The organism is Halomonas shengliensis (genome assembly GCF_900104135.1).
GTDB classification, from domain to species: domain Bacteria; phylum Pseudomonadota; class Gammaproteobacteria; order Pseudomonadales; family Halomonadaceae; genus Halomonas; species Halomonas shengliensis.
In genome coordinates this window covers 93,460-109,735 of record NZ_FNIV01000009.1, presented here as the reverse complement: position 1 = coordinate 109,735, position 16,276 = coordinate 93,460, and the positions used below count along the sequence as shown (strand labels likewise).

Annotated in this window: 15 protein-coding genes; 12 read left to right on the top strand and 3 right to left on the bottom strand. The window is 68.8% G+C overall.

Annotation, left to right across the window (positions count from 1 at the left end; all coding sequences use genetic code 11):
* Positions 1-89: 89 nt before the first annotated feature.
* The gene (dinG, locus tag BLP95_RS13145) at positions 90-2,234 is read right to left on the bottom strand and encodes an ATP-dependent DNA helicase DinG (RefSeq protein WP_089680105.1); all 2,145 of its coding nucleotides are present in this window, start codon (positions 2,232-2,234) and stop codon (positions 90-92) included.
* A 6-nt stretch (positions 2,235-2,240) separates the two neighbouring features.
* Positions 2,241-3,515, bottom strand: a complete 1,275-nt coding sequence (gene rhlB / locus BLP95_RS13140) for an ATP-dependent RNA helicase RhlB (RefSeq protein WP_245678755.1) — start codon at positions 3,513-3,515, stop codon at positions 2,241-2,243.
* Between the two features lie 132 nt (positions 3,516-3,647).
* Here rhlB and BLP95_RS13135 point away from each other — a divergent pair, with 132 nt between their 5' ends.
* Both BLP95_RS13135 and xthA read left to right on the top strand, forming a co-directional pair.
* Entirely contained in the window at positions 3,648-3,887 is a 240-nt protein-coding gene (locus tag BLP95_RS13135; protein ID WP_089680101.1) for a hypothetical protein, read from the top strand.
* Complete coding sequence (gene xthA / locus BLP95_RS13130; RefSeq protein WP_089680100.1) at positions 3,887-4,714, top strand: exodeoxyribonuclease III; 828 nt, start codon at positions 3,887-3,889, stop codon at positions 4,712-4,714. The genes BLP95_RS13135 and xthA overlap by 1 nt, the downstream gene beginning before the upstream one ends.
* A gap of 91 nt (positions 4,715-4,805) precedes the next feature.
* Here xthA and BLP95_RS13125 read toward each other — a convergent pair whose 3' ends face one another.
* Positions 4,806-5,885 carry a 3-deoxy-7-phosphoheptulonate synthase gene (locus BLP95_RS13125; RefSeq protein ID WP_089680098.1) on the bottom strand — a complete coding sequence of 360 codons (1,080 nt, stop codon included), beginning with the start codon at positions 5,883-5,885 and terminating at the stop codon, positions 4,806-4,808.
* Between the two features lie 320 nt (positions 5,886-6,205).
* Here BLP95_RS13125 and rpoE point away from each other — a divergent pair, with 320 nt between their 5' ends.
* The 10 genes from rpoE (at position 6,206) to pdxJ (ending at position 16,274) form a co-directional block, all read left to right on the top strand.
* A complete protein-coding gene (gene rpoE / locus BLP95_RS13120; RefSeq protein ID WP_023004873.1) occupies positions 6,206-6,811 on the top strand; it encodes an RNA polymerase sigma factor RpoE in 606 nt (201 codons plus the stop codon).
* A 175-nt stretch (positions 6,812-6,986) separates the two neighbouring features.
* A complete protein-coding gene (locus tag BLP95_RS13115; RefSeq protein ID WP_089680096.1) occupies positions 6,987-7,709 on the top strand; it encodes a sigma-E factor negative regulatory protein in 723 nt (240 codons plus the stop codon).
* Positions 7,710-7,722: 13 nt separating this feature from the next.
* Entirely contained in the window at positions 7,723-8,715 is a 993-nt protein-coding gene (locus BLP95_RS13110; protein ID WP_089680094.1) for a MucB/RseB C-terminal domain-containing protein, read from the top strand.
* 85 nt (positions 8,716-8,800) lie between these two features.
* The gene (locus BLP95_RS13105; protein ID WP_089680091.1) at positions 8,801-10,222 is read left to right on the top strand and encodes a DegQ family serine endoprotease; all 1,422 of its coding nucleotides are present in this window, start codon (positions 8,801-8,803) and stop codon (positions 10,220-10,222) included.
* 160 nt (positions 10,223-10,382) lie between these two features.
* Positions 10,383-12,200 carry a translation elongation factor 4 gene (gene lepA / locus BLP95_RS13100; protein ID WP_089680089.1) on the top strand — a complete coding sequence of 606 codons (1,818 nt, stop codon included), beginning with the start codon at positions 10,383-10,385 and terminating at the stop codon, positions 12,198-12,200.
* 27 nt (positions 12,201-12,227) lie between these two features.
* Entirely contained in the window at positions 12,228-13,031 is an 804-nt protein-coding gene (gene lepB, locus BLP95_RS13095; RefSeq protein ID WP_089680088.1) for a signal peptidase I, read from the top strand.
* Positions 13,032-13,082: 51 nt separating this feature from the next.
* Positions 13,083-13,772: a ribonuclease III gene (gene rnc, locus BLP95_RS13090; protein ID WP_089680086.1), complete on the top strand. Its 690-nt coding sequence runs from the start codon at positions 13,083-13,085 to the stop codon at positions 13,770-13,772.
* Positions 13,769-14,668 carry a GTPase Era gene (gene era / locus BLP95_RS13085; protein ID WP_089680084.1) on the top strand — a complete coding sequence of 300 codons (900 nt, stop codon included), beginning with the start codon at positions 13,769-13,771 and terminating at the stop codon, positions 14,666-14,668. The genes rnc and era overlap by 4 nt, the downstream gene beginning before the upstream one ends.
* Positions 14,669-15,370: a DNA repair protein RecO gene (gene recO, locus BLP95_RS13080; protein WP_089680081.1), complete on the top strand. Its 702-nt coding sequence runs from the start codon at positions 14,669-14,671 to the stop codon at positions 15,368-15,370.
* Positions 15,371-15,476: 106 nt separating this feature from the next.
* Positions 15,477-16,274: a pyridoxine 5'-phosphate synthase gene (pdxJ, locus tag BLP95_RS13075; protein WP_089680079.1), complete on the top strand. Its 798-nt coding sequence runs from the start codon at positions 15,477-15,479 to the stop codon at positions 16,272-16,274.
* Positions 16,275-16,276: the final 2 nt, after the last annotated feature.

Below are 16,276 nucleotides of genomic sequence, written 5' to 3'. Positions count from 1 at the left end.
TACGTTGAGCCGCAAGGCTCCTCGTCGCGAGCCTCGGTGCGAAACCCTGCAGGCTTGCTCCTTGCTCCTTGCGCCTTGCGCCTTGCTCCTTACGGCGCCTGCCGTACCCCGTCGATCTCGCGCACGAAGGGCGGCAGGGAGTCGAGGAGCGCCCGGCCGTAGCGGCGCGTCAGCACGCGGCGGTCGAGCAGGGTGATGCGGCCGTGGTCGGCCTCCTTGCGGATCAGCCGGCCGCAGGCCTGCACCAGCTTGATGGAGGCGTCGGGCACGCTGATGCGCATGAAGGGGTTGCCGCCCTGGCGCTCGATCCACTCGGCGAGCGTCGCTCCCACCGGGTCGTCGGGCACCGCGAAGGGCAGGCGGGTGATCACCACGTGGGTCAGGTAGTCGCCGGGCAGGTCGATGCCCTCGGCGAAGCTCGCCAGGCCGAAGATGATGCTGCCCTCGCCGGCGTCCACCCGTTCGCGGTGTCGGCTGATTAGCTCGCGTTTGGGCAAGCGGTCCTGGGCCAGTACCCGCTCGGCGAGTGTCCGGGGCAGCGCCTTCTCCACCGCGCGCAGCTGGGCCCGCGACGAGAACAGCGCAAGCACCGCCTCCTGCTTTCCCAGCCCCTGCACGAAGTCGACGATGGCGCGCTCGTGGCCTTCGCGGTCGGCGGGGTCGACGGCCTCCCGTGGCACGCTGAGCACCGCCCGCGAGTAGTCGAAGGGGCTCGGAAGGCGCTGGTAGCGGTAGCGGTTGGCGAGCCCGGCGCGCTCCTGCAGGCGTTCGAAGCGGCCCAGGGCTGTGAGCGTCGCCGAGGTGACCACGGCACCGAAGGTGGTGCCCCACAGGTTCCTGGCCAGGGTGTGGGCGGCGGAGACGGGGCTCGCCGAGAAGGTCAGCTCCGGTTCGCCACCGAACCGCTCCAGGGTCAGCCAGCGGGCCCGGGGCGGTTCGCCTTCGGCATCGGTCTCGGCGAAGGCCTGCCACAGGGCGTGGGCCTCCAGGGCGCGGCCATGCAGCAGGGCGATCAGCGGCAGCCATGCCTCGGCGGCCTCCCGGGGCAGGCCGGTGTGCTTCTCGGGGTCGAGGCTCTCGCGCAGGATATCGGCGATGCTCTCCAGGGTGCGGGAGAGCTCGGCGAACACCACCACCAGCGCCGCGGCATGCTCCTGCAGCGCGGCGGGGGCGCGGCCCATCTCGAAGCGATGCTGGTGGAAGCTCTCCTCGTCGCCGAGTCCCTGGGGGCGCTCGGCCAGCTGGTGGCCCAGGGCGAAGGCCTCGCCGAGGCGTGGCTCGGCGGCATCCAGCGCCTGGGGCAGGCTGGCCAGCAGCCGCGCCACGGTCGCCTGGCCGCCCAGGGCGGCGTTGAGCTCGGTGAGCGACTTCTTCAGGTTGCGCAACCAGCGCAGGCCTGCATTGACGCCGAAGCGGTGGGCGAAGTGGTTGAGCGCCTTGTCGGGCAGGTGGTGCCCCTCGTCGAAGACGTGGATGCAGTCACCCGGGTCGGGTAGCACCACGCCGCCGCCCAGGGAGAGGTCGGCCAGCACCAGGTCGTGGTTGGCGACGATGATGTCGGCCTGTTCCAGGTCGCGGCGGGCGCGGAAGAAGGCGCAGGCGCCGAAGTGGCCGCAGCGGCGGTTGGTGCACTGGCGATGGTCGACGGTGAGACGGCGCCAGTGGGCGTCGTCGATCGCCTCCGGCCAACTGTCGCGGTCGCCTTCCCAGCGGCCGCTGCCGTAGGCGTCGCCCATCGACTTGACCAGCGCCTGGAAGTCGTCGCCGCCGCTGTCCAGCGCCTGCTCGAAGAGCGACAGGGTGGGGTTCTCCTCGCCGCCCTCCAGGGCCTGGTCGAGACGCGCCACGCAGACGTAGCGCCCGCGCCCCTTGGCCAGGGCGAAGCGGAAGTCGATGCCACTGTGGGCGCGCAGCGCCGGCAGGTCCTGATGCAGCACCTGCTCCTGCAGGGCCACCGTGGCGGTGGAGAGCACCAGGCGCTTGCCGCGCGCCCGTGCCACGGGCAGGGCGGCGAGCAGGTAGGCGAGGGTCTTGCCGGTGCCGGTACCCGCCTCGAGCACGCAGACATGCTCGTCGGAGGTGCGCTTGCCGGTCTCGTCTGCCTCGATGCCCGCCAGGGTGCGGGCGATCTCGGCGATCATCAGGCGCTGGCCGTAGCGGGGGGTGAGGCCCAGGCCCTCCAGCACGCGGCGGTAGGCGCCCTGGATCTCGTTCTTGAGGGCCTCATCCAGCATCGCGGGTTACAGCAGTCCTTCCGGGGGGTGTTCGCAGGGCAGCTTGTCGCCGATGAAGCGCTCGATCTCGGGCAGGGAGAAGGCGTCCTCCTCGCCGACGAAGCTGATCGAGACCCCCTTGGCGCCGGCACGGCCGGTACGGCCGATGCGGTGGACGTAGTCCTCCGGGTCCTCGGGCAGGGTGTAGTTGACCACGTGGCTGACGTCTTCGATATGGATGCCGCGCCCGGCCACGTCGGTGGCCACCAGCACCTGGATCTCGCCCTCGCGGAACTTCTCCAGGGTCTGGATGCGCTGGTTCTGGGGCACGTCGCCGGAGAGCATGGCCACGTTGATGTCGGCCTGGCGCAGCAGCTCGTCGAGCTTACGTACCAGGTCGCGGCGGTTGCCGAACACCATCACCCGGTCGAAGCTCTCCTGCTGCAGCAGGTTGATGAGCAGGCGCTGCTTGTCGGCATCGCTCACCAGGTAGACGCGCTGGTCGATGTCCGCCTGGTTGTCCACGGTGACCGCGATCTCGACATGGGCCGGCTCATGGGTCCACTGGCTCGCCAGGTTGAGGATGTCCTCGGTGAAGGTGGCCGAGAACAGGAAGGTCTGGCGCTCCTCCTTCTTCGGGGTGTGGCGGATGATGCGCTTGACGTCAGGGATGAAGCCCATGGAGAGCATGCGATCCGCCTCGTCGAGCACCAGCACCTCCACCTCGCGCAGGTCGACGTCGCGCTTCTCGTGGAAGTCCAGCAGGCGACCGGGGGTGGCCACCAGGATATCGACCTTGCCGGCGAGTCCCTCGCGCTGCTTCTGGTAGTCCATGCCGCCGACCACGCTGGCCACCTTGAGGTCGGTGAAGCGGGCCAGGGCCTTGGCGTCCTTCTCGATCTGCAGCGCCAGCTCCCGGGTGGGGGCGACGATCAGCGAGCGCGGTGCGCCGTTCTTCTGGCCGTTGGGGCGCTCCTCCTCGAGGAAGTAGGCGAGGATCGAGATCAGGAAGGCGGCGGTCTTGCCGGTGCCGGTCTGCGCCTTGCCCACCACGTCACCACCCAGCAGGGTGTGGCGCAGCGCCTCCGCCTGGATCGGGGTGCAGTACTCGAAGCCCAGGGCGTGGATGGCGCGCATCAGCGGCAGCGGCAGGTCGAAGTCGTGAAAGCGCCACTTGCCGGCCACCGGGGGGACCTGGAACTGGCGCAGGTCCCAGTTCGACTGGCGACGGCGCGGCTTGCGGCGACGACGCTTGGGCTTGCGGTTCTCGGCCGGGGCCGTGGTCTGTTCCGACTCGCTCATAGGCTTGCTGTCTTTCCGTGTCGATAGGGAAGTCATGTGATGCAAACGCGCATTGTACCAGTCTATGCGACGAAGGGCGCGTCCCGTGCCACGAGGCTGGTAGAATGCGCGCCATAGCAGAGGAGTTGCCCCATGACACGACGCAAGAAGACTCGTTCGCTGGCCGACAAGGTGCAGATTCGTACCGGCCGGCGCAAGGACTACAAGAAGTGGCGTCACGAGAACCCGGATCAGGTGACCTCGTCGACCCGCTACACCCAGAAGAAGCGCCAGCAGCGCAAGGTGCAGGCCGCCCGAAAGCTGGCCCGCCAGCAACAGGGTCAGGAGATCGCCATTCACCCCGACGCCGAGTCGGGCGGGGAGGAGCGCTGATGCGCCTGGTCTCGTTCAACATCAATGGCATCCGCGCGCGCCTGCACCAGCTCTCGGCCCTGGTGGAGGCCCACCGCCCGGCGGTGATCGGCCTGCAGGAGACCAAGGTGCAGGACGCCGAGTTTCCCCGCGAGGCGGTGGAGGCGCTCGGCTACCGTGTCGCCTTCCATGGCCAGAAGGGGCACTACGGGGTGGCGCTGCTGGTCGATCCCGCCCAGTGTGGTGAGCCGGAGACCTTCCACCTCGGCTTCCCCGACGACGGCGACGAGGCCCAGCGGCGCATGATTGGAGTGCGGCTGCGCCTGGCCGACGGCGAACCACTGACGGTGTGGAATGGCTACTTCCCCCAGGGCGAGAACGTCGAGCACCCGGTGAAGTTTCCCCACAAGCGCGCGTTCTACGCCCAGCTGCAGCGCCTGCTGGAGGGCGCCTACCGCCCCGACGAGCGCCTGGCGGTGATGGGCGACTTCAACATCTCCTCCGAGGACATCGACATCGGCATCGGCGAGCCCAACCGCCGGCGCTGGCTGCGCGAGGGCAAGACCAGTTTCCAGCCCGTGGAGCGCGAGTGGCTCGCCGCGATCAAGGCCTGGGGGCTGACCGACAGCTACCGGGTGCTCTACCCCGAGGTGGATGACCGCTTCAGCTGGTTCGACTATCGCTCCAAGGGCTTCGACCGCGAGCCCAAGCGGGGCCTGCGCATCGACCATATCCTGGTGACCGCGCCGCTCGCCGAGCGAGTGGTGGAGGCGGGTATCGACTACGACCTGCGCGGCATGGAGAAGCCCTCCGACCACGCCCCGGTGTGGACCGAGCTGGACCTCTGAGGCTTCGTCTGCCCTGAGGCACCCCCCGAAGACGACGACAGGCGCCCGGTGAGGGCGCCTGTGCGGTCGTGCTTCGTGGCGGTGGCCGCGGTCAGGCGGCCTGTGTCCGCTTCGCCAGCACAGGGGCGAGCTTGGCGTTCATCTCCTTGAAGGCACGTTCGGTGGTGTCCCAGTCGATGCAGGCGTCGGTGATGGAGACCCCGTACTTCAGCTCGCTCAGGTCCTCGGGCATCTTCTGGTTGCCCCAGCCGAGGTTGGATTCCACCATCAGGCCGATGATCGAGCGGTTGCCTTCCAGCAGCTGGTTGGTGACGTTCTCCAGCACCAGCGGCTGCAGCGCCGGGTCCTTGTTGGAGTTGGCGTGGGAGCAGTCGATCATGATGTTGGGTTTGATGCCGGCCTTCTTGAGCTCCTGCTCGGCCAGCGCCACGCTGACGCTGTCGTAGTTGGGCTTGCCGTTGCCGCCGCGCAGCACCACGTGGCCGTAGGCGTTGCCGCGGGTGCGGATGATCGCCACTCGGCCGGCGTAGTCGATGCCCAGGAAGTTGTGGGGATGGGCCACCGACTGCAGGGCGTTGACCGCCACCTCCAGGCTGCCGTCGGTGCCGTTCTTGAAGCCCACCGGGCAGGAGAGGCCGGAGGACATCTCGCGGTGGGTCTGGGACTCGGTGGTGCGCGCGCCGATGGCCGACCAGCTGATGCAGTCCTGGATGTACTGCGGCGAGATCGGGTCCAGCGCCTCGGTGGCCAGCGGCAGGCCCATCTCGGCCAGTTCCACCAGCAGCTTGCGGGCGATATGCAGCCCCTCCTCGATCTCGAAGGAGCCGTTGAGGTGCGGGTCGTTGATCAGCCCCTTCCAGCCTACGGTGGTGCGCGGCTTCTCGAAGTAGACGCGCATCACGATATACAGGCTCTCCTTGACCTCGTCGGCGAGACGGCGAAGGTGGCGGGCGTAGTCGATCGCCGCATCGACGTCGTGGATGGAGCAGGGGCCTACCACCACCAGCAGGCGCGGGTCCTCGCCGTCGAGGATGCGCTTGATGGTGTCACGCCCCTCGATCACGGTCCTCTCGGCCGCCTCGGTGAGCGGGATCTCCTGCTTCAGGGCTTCCGGGGTGATGAGCACGTCCTGGGAGAGGACGTTGAGGTTGCTGACCTGCTGATCTGTCATTCGAATACCCGTGTCGTGTCTGCGCTGATGGCCTGTCGGCATGCTAATGGTGGCCCTACTATACACCGGGCGGGGCACCCACGATCAATCGCGGGAACCTCCCGCAGGGCCGGCTGTCTCAGCGCGGGCGCCGCTCGATGAACGCCGGCTTGATGGATGCGCAGGAAAAGGGAACACTTGTGCGACTTTCGACGATGGTCTTTGACCCCCACTCGCCCAGGCATCAGGTAGACGCTATGCAGCCAAGTCCACGCCCCGACGCGACGCCGCCTTCCGGCCGCCGCCTCACTTCCCGTCGCCTGCGGACGGGGAGAGGTTAGATGGGGGCCAGGGAAACCGACCAGCAGCTTGTCGAGCGCGCCCAGAAGGGGGATACCCGCGCCTTCGACCTGCTGGTGAAGAAGTATCAGCACAAGATCATCGGCCTGATCGGGCGCTACGTGCACGACCATGCCGAGGTGCAGGACGTGGCCCAGGAGGCCTTCATCAAGGCCTACCGGGCGCTGGGCAAGTTCCGCGCCGAGAGCGCCTTCTATACCTGGATGTACCGCATCGCCATCAATACCGCCAAGAACCACCTCGTCTCCCGGGGGCGCCGCCCGCCCGGCAGCGACCTGGACATCGCCGACGCCGAGATCGTCGATCACAGCGGACGCCTCTCCGAGACCGAGACGCCGGAGGCGGCCCTGGCGCGCGACCAGCTGGAGGCGGCGGTGTTCGAGGCGATCGAGGCGCTGCCCGATGACCTGCGCACGGCGATCACCCTGCGCGAGCTCGAGGGGCTCTCCTACGAGGACATCGCCAACATCATGGAGTGCCCGGTGGGCACCGTACGCTCGCGGATCTTCCGTGCTCGGGAGGCGGTCGACCAGCATATCCGGCCGCTGGTGACCACCGCGCGCAACCGGGAGCCGGGAGAGGCCTGAGGTCACATTTTTTGTCGATTCGCTGAACTGTCCCACGCCATTGGCGTCATAGGCAGTGTTCACGTCGCCGACGGCGGAACGGGATGTCGCCATTCCCGGCACAGCGGCCGGGAATGGCGATATCGGGCTGACAACGGATGCAGGGCACGACCCTGCCTGGTTGAGGGTGTTGAGAATGAGTCAGAACGCACGGGAATCGCTTTCTGCCCTGATGGATAACGAGGGCGACGAGCTCGAGCTGCGCCGCGTGCTGAAGTCCCTGGAGGAGGCGCCGGATGCCGCCGAGGCCTGGCGCCGCTACCACCTGATGCGCAGCCTGATGCGCCGCGAGGGCGAGATGGATGTCAGCACCGATCTCTCCGCGGGCATCCTGTCACGCCTCGAGGAGGAGCCGGCACCTGGCCGCGAGGTCGACCTCGACAACAGCGCCATCCCCGCTTCTCGTCGCTCGCTGCCACTGGCCCGCAGCGCCGGCATCGCCGCGGCGGTCTCGCTGATGGTGATTACCGGCGTTCAGTTCTATAACGGTGGCCTCCCGGGCGCCTCGGTGGGGCAACCCGCCGAGGTGGCCGGCGCGGGGGCGGGGCAGGCGGCCCCGGCCAGCCTCGCCGCCGCGCCCGCCGCTGCCGAGGCCGTGCGTCGCCCCGCCCTGGCCGACCTGCCGCTCTTCTCGCTGCCTCAGGGCGACGGCGGCCTGATGACCGTGGGCGCCGGCGGTAGTGCCACCCCGATGTTCATGGCCTCCAGCCAGCGCCAGTCGCTGATGGCGGACGAGGAGCAGGCACGCCTGCTGCAGTCCTACCTGGATCGTCACGCCGAGGGGGCGGCCTATCGCAGCGGTGACGCCTGGATGCCACTGCTGCGTGCCACCGGTGCCGACGGCCTCGGCCAGCGCTGAGCGGAGGGTGGCGATGCGCGCCGTTCGTCGCTGCCTACCGGGCTTCCTCTCGCTTCTGTTTCTCGCCGTCCCGCCGGCGCTGGCCCTTGAGGTTGCGCCTGATGCCGAGCGCTTCGATTGCCGGCGCCTCGAGGCTGCCGCGTCGCCGGAGACGGCGCTGGAGTGGTTCGAGCGTAGCCTCTGGGCCGGCCATTGCTATGCCTACGAGGCCCAGGCGGTGCGCATTGGCTTCGATGGCGTGCGTACCTTGGTTCTCAGCCACTCTGTCCACGACGGCACCGAGCGCGGCCTGGCCCGCTTCCTCGACGGTCCGCCCATGGCCTTCGAGAGGCGCAGCCGCATCGGACGCCTGAACGGTGTCGAGGCGGGCGCGCTGCCGCCCACCCCGGCGGGCGCGCTGCCGCCCACCCCGGCGGGCGCCGCGGCCCATGTCGATGACCACTACCGTCTCAGCCTGGGGGGCGAGGAGCGTATCGCCAACCGCCGAGCGCGTCGCCTGGATATCGCCCCGCTGGACAGCTTCCGCTACGGCAAGCGGCTGTGGCTCGACGTGGCCACGGGGCTCACCCTCAAGCAGAGCCTGCTCGACGAGACCGGGCGCGCGGTGGAGACCTTTCAGCTGACCTCGCTCGAGCGCCCGCGACTGCACGCCGGCGAGGTGAAGATCGACCCCGTGCAGGCGCCTTCCGAGGACCCCTGGCGGCTCGGCTGGCTGCCCAAGGGCTTCACCGCCCAGCCGGTGGAGACTCGCAGTGCGCGGCACGGCGGGGCGGTGACGCATCGCCTCTACAGCGATGGTCTCTCCACCCTGAGCCTCTTCGTCTCGCCGCTGGAGGGCATCGAGCCGTTGGCCCCCGGGCTGCACCGGCTGGGTGTCTCCCATGCGGTGGTGCGCCACCGCGAGCTGGGTGGCCGCCAGCGCCAGGTGGTGGTGATGGGCGAGATGCCCCCGCGGGTGCTGCTGCGGGTGGCGGATGCCCTGAGCTGGCGCTCGCCGGCCTCCTGAGCCTGTGAGGGCAGCGCGCCATCACCATCTCCGTAACCGCACCCTATCGGATCCCTTGACCCACGATACTCACGCAGGAGTCACCATGATGCGAACCTTGCGATACGTCTCCCTGTGGATGCTGCTGGCCGCCAGCCTGCTGGCCTGGCAGGGCGCCATGGCCCGGGAGCTGCCCGACTTCACCGAGCTGGTGGAAGAGGCCGCCCCCGGGGTGGTCAACATCTCCACGACGCGCACCGTGGAGAGTCGCAACCCCTTCCAGGGTTTCAACCATGAGGAGATCCCCGAGATCTTCCGCCACTTCTTCGGTGACCGCTTCCCCATGCCGCCCGGCATGGAGCAGGGCCCCGGCCGCTCCCAGGAGCGCCAGTCGCTGGGCTCCGGCTTCATCATCAGCGAGGACGGCTACATCATGACCAATGCCCACGTGGTCGATGGTGCCGACGAGATCGTGGTGCGCCTCAATGACCGGCGTGAGCTGGCTGCCGAGCTGGTGGGCAGCGACGAGCGTACCGATGTGGCGGTGCTCAAGGTGGAGGCCGAGAGCCTGCCGACCCTGCGCCTGGGCGACTCCGACGACCTCAGGGTAGGGGAGTGGGTGGCCGCCATCGGCTCGCCCTTCGGCTTCGACCACTCGGTAACCGCCGGCATCGTCAGTGCCATCGACCGCACCCTGCCGCGGGACGCCTACGTGCCCTTCATCCAGACCGACGTGGCGATCAACCCCGGCAATTCCGGCGGTCCGCTGTTCAACCTCGACGGCGAGGTGGTCGGCATCAACTCCCAGATCTTCACCCGCAGCGGCGGCTTCATGGGGCTCTCCTTCGCCATCCCCATCAACGTCGCCATGGACGTGGCCGACCAGCTGCGCAGCGATGGTCAGGTGCGCCGCGGCTGGCTGGGGGTGATGATCCAGCCGGTCTCCCGTGACCTGGCCGAGTCCTTCGGCATGGACGAGCCGCGCGGCGCGCTGATCGCCGACCTCGACCCCGAGGGTCCCGCCGCCCGCGACGGCCTGCGTGCCGGCGACATCATCCTCGCGGTGGATGGCGCCCGGGTGCATGACTCCAGCGCCCTGCCGCGGCTGATCGGGCGCACCGCTCCGGGCAGCGAGGTGGCGCTCGAGCTGCTGCGCGACGGCGAGCGCCAGACCCTCGAGGTCACCCTGGGTGACTGGCCGGATGCCCAGATGGCCGCCGACCAGCCGGAACAGGAGAGCCAGCAGGCACGCCTGGGCGTCTCGGTGAGCGAGCTCGAGCCGAGCGAGCGCGAACGCCTGGGGATCGAGGGCGGCGTGCGCATCCTCGAGGTGGCGCCCGATGGCGCGGCGGCGGCGGCGGGGCTGCGGCCCGGCGACGTGCTGGTGAGCATCGACCATCGCACGGTCGCCGGCCCCGACGAGCTGGTCGCCCTGGTGCGCGAGCTGCCCACCGACCGTGCCGTACCGGTGCGCCTCTACCGCGACGGCCGTTCGCTGTTCGTGGCGCTGCGCCTCGACGCCGACTGAGCCCCACCGACGTTTCATGAGCCACCACCCGACGGCCCCCGGCCGTCGGGTTGCTGTATCTGGCCCGCGCATGCCGGTACAATGGCGCACGATCCCGGCCGACGCCGCGCGCCGCGTGCGCCCGCCCGAGGCCCGAACCTAATCAGGCAGAAGTCATTCGATGTCCCAAGACACCCCCTCCGACAAGCTCAAGCATATCCGCAACTTCTCGATCATCGCCCACATCGACCATGGCAAGTCGACCCTGGCCGACCGCCTGATCCAGACCTGCGGCGGGCTGACCGAGCGTGAGCTCAAGGAGCAGGTGCTCGATTCCATGGACCTCGAACGCGAGCGGGGCATCACCATCAAGGCCCAGTCGGTGACGCTGGACTACCATGCGCCGGACGGCAATACCTACCAGCTCAACTTTATCGACACCCCCGGGCACGTCGACTTCTCCTACGAGGTATCCCGCTCGCTCTACGCCTGCGAGGGGGCGCTGCTGGTGGTGGACGCCGGCCAGGGCGTCGAGGCCCAGTCGGTGGCCAACTGCTACACCGCTATCGAGCAGGGCCTCGAGGTGCTGCCGGTGCTCAACAAGATGGACCTGCCCCAGGCCGACCCCGACAAGGTCGCCCACGAGATCGAGGAGATCATCGGCCTGGACGCCACCGACGCCTGCCAGGTCTCGGCCAAGAGCGGGATGGGCATCGATGCGCTGCTCGAGCGTCTGGTGCGCGACATCCCTCCCCCCAAGGGCGACCCCGAGGGGCAGCTCCAGGCGCTGATCATCGACTCCTGGTTCGACAACTACCTGGGCGTGGTCTCCCTGGTGCGGATATTCGACGGCACCCTCAGGAAGGGCGACAAGATCCGCATCAAGTCCACCGGCCGTGACTGGCAGGCCAACGAGGTGGGCATCTTCACCCCGCAGCGCCGCGAGACCGACATCCTTCGCGCCGGCGAGGTGGGCTTCGTGGTGGCCGGCATCAAGGACATCCACGGCGCCCCGGTGGGGGATACCATCACCCACGCCAGGACCCCCGACGTGGCGCGCCTGCCGGGCTTCCAGAAGGTCAAGCCCCAGGTCTATGCCGGCATGTTCCCGGTCAGCGCCGACGACTACGAGGACTTCCGCGATGCCCTGGAGAAGCTGGCGCTCAACGATGCCTCGCTGGAGTATGAGCCGGAGAACTCCGACGCCCTGGGCTTCGGCTTTCGCGTCGGCTTCCTCGGCACCCTGCACATGGAGATCATCCAGGAGCGCCTTGAGCGCGAGTATGACCTGGACCTGCTGACCACCGCGCCGACGGTGATCTACGAGCTGCTGATGAAGGATGGTGAGCTGCGCTATGTGGCCAACCCTTCCAAGCTGCCGGACATGGCCGACGTGGAGGAGATGCGCGAGCCCATCGTGCGGGCCAGCATCCTGGTGCCCCAGGAGTTCGTCGGCAACGTGATCACCGAGTGCGAGCAGCGCCGCGGCACCCAGAAGGACATGCAGTTCCTGGGCAGCCAGATCCAGCTCACCTACGAGCTGCCCATGTCCGAGGTGGTGATGGACTTCTTCGACCGCCTCAAGTCGATCTCCAAGGGCTACGCCTCGCTGGAGTACAACTTCGAGCGCTTCGAGGCCGCCAAGCTGGTGCGCCTGGACGTGCTGATCAACGGTGACAAGGTCGACGCCCTGGCCGTGATCATCCACCGCGACCACGCCCACTCCCGTGGCCGAGTGCTGGTGGAGAAGATGAAGGAGCTGATCCCTCGCCAGATGTTCGACGTGGCGATCCAGGCCGCCATCGGCAGCCAGGTGGTGGCGCGCTCCACCGTCAAGGCGCTGCGCAAGAACGTTACCGCCAAGTGCTACGGCGGCGACGTGACCCGCAAGAAGAAGCTCCTCGAGAAGCAGAAGGCGGGCAAGAAGCGCATGAAGCAGGTGGGCCGGGTGGAGATTCCCCAGGATGCCTTCCTCGCCGTGCTCAAGGTGAACGACTGACCTCTCATACAGGGAACCCCGACCGCCATGGACTTCTCACTGCTGCTGGTGATCGCCGTCGCCGTTACCGGCGTGATCACCCTGTTGAACCTCGTCTGGTGGCGCCCGGCGCGGCGCCAGGCGCTGCAGACCGCCGAGGCCGGCACCACCGAGGGACTGACCCCCGATGCCCGCGAGCAGGTGCTCAAGGAGCCCTGGCCGGTGGACTACGCCCGCTCCTTCTTCCCGGTGCTGCTGGTGGTGCTGGTGCTGAGAAGCTTCGTGGTGGAGCCCTTCCAGATCCCCTCCGGCTCCATGCGGCCGACGCTAGAGATCGGTGATTTCATCCTGGTCAACAAGTTCGCCTACGGGCTGCGCCTGCCGGTGGTGCACACCGAGATCCTCGACCTGGACGAGCCCGAGCGCGGCGACGTGATGGTGTTCCGCTTCCCCAGCGAGCCGTCGGTCAACTTCATCAAGCGCGTGGTGGGCCTGCCCGGCGACCGCATCCGCTACGAGGGCAAGCAGCTCTTCGTCAACGGCGAGGCGGTGCCCAAGGTGCTGCTCGAGGAGAGCCCCGCCGAGGCGCGTGGCGAGCTGCTGCTGGCCGAGCGGTTGGGCGAGGTGGAGCACCGCATCTACAATAACCCTCGTGACCCGGGCCCCCAGGTGCGTGAGCTGGTGGTCCCCGAGGGGCACTACTTCACCATGGGCGACAACCGCGACCACTCCAACGACAGCCGCTACTGGGGCTTCGTGCCGGAGGAGAATATCGTCGGTCGCGCCTTCGCCGTCTGGATGCACTGGGACGGCGGCCTGCCCAGCTTCACCAGCGTGCGTCGCATCCACTGATTGCCCCTTCCGATCCGCCATCGCAACCGACACACAGACGACAGGATTTTCGTGAGCCAGACCCTCAACGCCTTCAGCCGACGCCTCGGTCACGACTTCGGTGACGACGCGCTGCTCGAGCTTGCCATGACCCACCGCAGCTACGGTGGCCAGAACAACGAGCGCCTGGAGTTCCTCGGGGACTCCATCGTCAACTTCGTCATCGCCGAGGCGCTGTTCCGGCGTTTCCCCGAGGCCCGCGAGGGGCAGCTCTCGCGCCTTCGCGCGCGCCTGGTCAAGGGCCAGACCCTGGCCGAGCTGGCCCGGGAGATGGGCTTCGGCGAGCACCTGCGCCTGGGTTCCGGCGAGATGAAGAGCGGCGGCCATCGCCGCGAGTCGATCCTGGCCGATGCCGTGGAGGCGGTGATCGGCGCCATCTACCTCGACGCCGGCATGGAGGCGGTGCGCACCCGGGTGCTCTCCTGGTACGCCGTGCGCCTGGAGGGCATCAGCCTGCAGGACACCCAGAAGGATCCCAAGACTCGCCTGCAGGAGTTCCTGCAGTCGCGCCAGGCGCCGCTGCCGCGCTACGAGGTGGTCGGCGTGGAGGGCGAGGCCCACGCCCAGATCTTCACCGTGGAGTGCCACGTGGAGCTGCTCGAAGGCCATACCGTCGGGGTCGGCTCCAGCCGGCGCCACGCCGAGCAGCAGGCCGCCGAGCTGGCGCTCAAGCAACTCGAGCCCAGGGGGACGCGCGCATGACCCAGACCTGCGGATTCGTGGCCATCGTCGGCCGCCCCAACGTCGGCAAGTCCACGCTGATGAACCGTATCCTCGGCCAGAAGGTGTCGATCACCTCGCGCCGGCCCCAGACCACCCGCCACCAGGTGATGGGGATCAAGACCGAGGGCGAGGCGCAGGCCATCTATGTCGACACCCCCGGCATCCATATCCTGGCCAAGGACCGCAACAAGGCCATCAACCGCTTCATGAACCAGGCGGCGACCCAGGCCCTGCGCGACGTCGACTGCGTGGTGTTCATCATCGACCGCACCCGCTGGAGCGAGGAGGACCAGGTCGTCCTGCAGCGCCTCGAGCACGTCAAGGCGCCGGTGATCCTGGCGGTCAACAAGGTCGACCGCCTCAAGGACAAGGCGGAGCTGCTCCCCTGGCTGGAGTCGGTGGGCGCACGGCGCGAGTTCGCCGCCATCGTGCCGATCTCCGCCAAGCACGGCACCAACGTGCCGGAGCTCGAGGCCGAGGTGGCCCGGCACCTGCCACAGAGCGTGCACTTCTTCCCCGAGGACCAGATCACCGACAAGAGCCAGCGCTTCCTGGCCGCGGAGCTGGTGCGCGAGAAGGTGATGCGCCAGCTGGGCGACGAGCTGCCTTACCAGATGACCGTGGAGATCGAGGAGTTCCGCGACGAGGGCAGGGTGGTGCATATCAGCGCCCTGATCCTGGTGGAGCGCCAGGGACAGAAGAAGATCCTGATCGGCGAGAACGGCGAGCGCATCAAGAGCATCGGTCGCGAGGCGCGCCTGGACATGGAGCGCGCCCTGGGCGCCAAGGTGATGCTCAACCTGTGGGTCAAGGTGAAGCGTGGCTGGTCCGACGACGAGCGCGCCCTCAAGAGCCTGGGGTATGACCTCGACTGAATGACCCCCGAACCCGCCTTCCTGCTGCACAAGCGGCCCTACCGCGAGACCAGCGCCCTGGTGGAGTTGCTGACGCTGCACCACGGGCGGGTGCGGGCGGTGGCCCAGGGCGTGCAGCGCCCCGGCTCACGCTCCCGTGGCCGCCTGCAGCCCTTCGCCCCGCTGCACCTGACCTGGGTGGGGGAGGGTGAGCTCAAGCGCCTGCGCCTGATGGAGAGCCGCGGCGCGGCCGCGCTGCTGGCCGGCGAGGGGCTGCTGTGTGGCCTCTACGCCAATGAGCTTCTGACCCGTGCCCTGCCGGTGGAGCTGCCGGTGGCCGAGGTGTTCGCCTTCTATGCCGCCCTGCTGGAGGCGCTGCCACGTCCCGACGCCCGTGCCGGTGCCCTGCGGCGGCTGGAGTTCGCCCTGCTCGAGGCGCTGGACGCCGCACCACGCTTCGTCGAGGCCGGTGGCGGCGAGCTCGACCCTCAGGCGCGCTATGTCTTCGATGTCGACAGCCGTGCCTTCCGCCATGGCCAGCCGGGCCTGGACGGACGCACCCTGCGCCTCCTCGCCGGCGGAGACTGGGAGGCTCCGGGGCTCGCCGGCCCCGCCAAGGCGGTGGCCCGCGCGGCACTGGCTCCACTGCTGGGCACTCACCCCCTGCGCTCCCGGGAGCTGATGCGCCAGCTTGCCGAGCGTCGGCGGGCCGGGTCAGACTAGGGGCTTTCAGCGCTTAGCGTGTACACAACGAGGGGCGCCGCTCGGCCCCATGATCACGGCGATCACGTGACTTCCTGCTGATAATTCGACTCTCCTGGAGCCCGTCATGCATCCCCCCAGAATCCTTCTCGGCGTCAATATCGACCATATTGCCACCCTGCGGCAGGCCCGCGGCACGCGCTATCCGGATCCGGTCCAGGCCGCGCTGCTCGCCGAGGAGGCAGGCGCCGACGGCATCACCGTGCACCTGCGCGAGGATCGCCGCCATATCCAGGAGCGTGACGTGCGCCTGCTCGCCGAGGTGTTGACCACCCGCATGAACCTGGAGATGGCGGTCACCGAGGAGATGGTCGCGCTGGCCGAGACGGTACGCCCGGCCCATGTCTGCCTGGTGCCGGAGAAGCGCGAGGAGCTGACCACCGAGGGCGGCCTGGACGTGGTCGGCGGTTTCGCGGCGATCCGCGACGCCTGCCGGCGGCTCGCCGCGGCGGGCTGCGAGGTGTCGCTGTTCATCGACCCCGAGCCCGCCCAGATCGAGGCCGCGGCGCGTGCCGGGGCGCCGGTGATCGAGCTGCACACCGGCGCCTATGCCGAGGCCAGCGGCGAGGCCGCGACCCGCGAACACGTGCGCCTCTCCGCCGCCACCGAGATGGCCCTCGAGCTGGGGCTCACCGTCAACGCCGGCCACGGCCTGCACTACCACAACGTCGAGGCCATCGCCGCTATCCCCGGCCTGCACGAGCTCAACATCGGCCATGCGATCATCGCCCGGGCCCTCTTCGTGGGCCTCAAGGAGGCAGTAGCCGAGATGAAGCGCCTGGCTATCGCCGGCCAGGAGGCGGGCTTCGTGGCGGCGCTGGAGGCGCATGATCACGACCACGACGATGACCACCACGTCCACTAAGC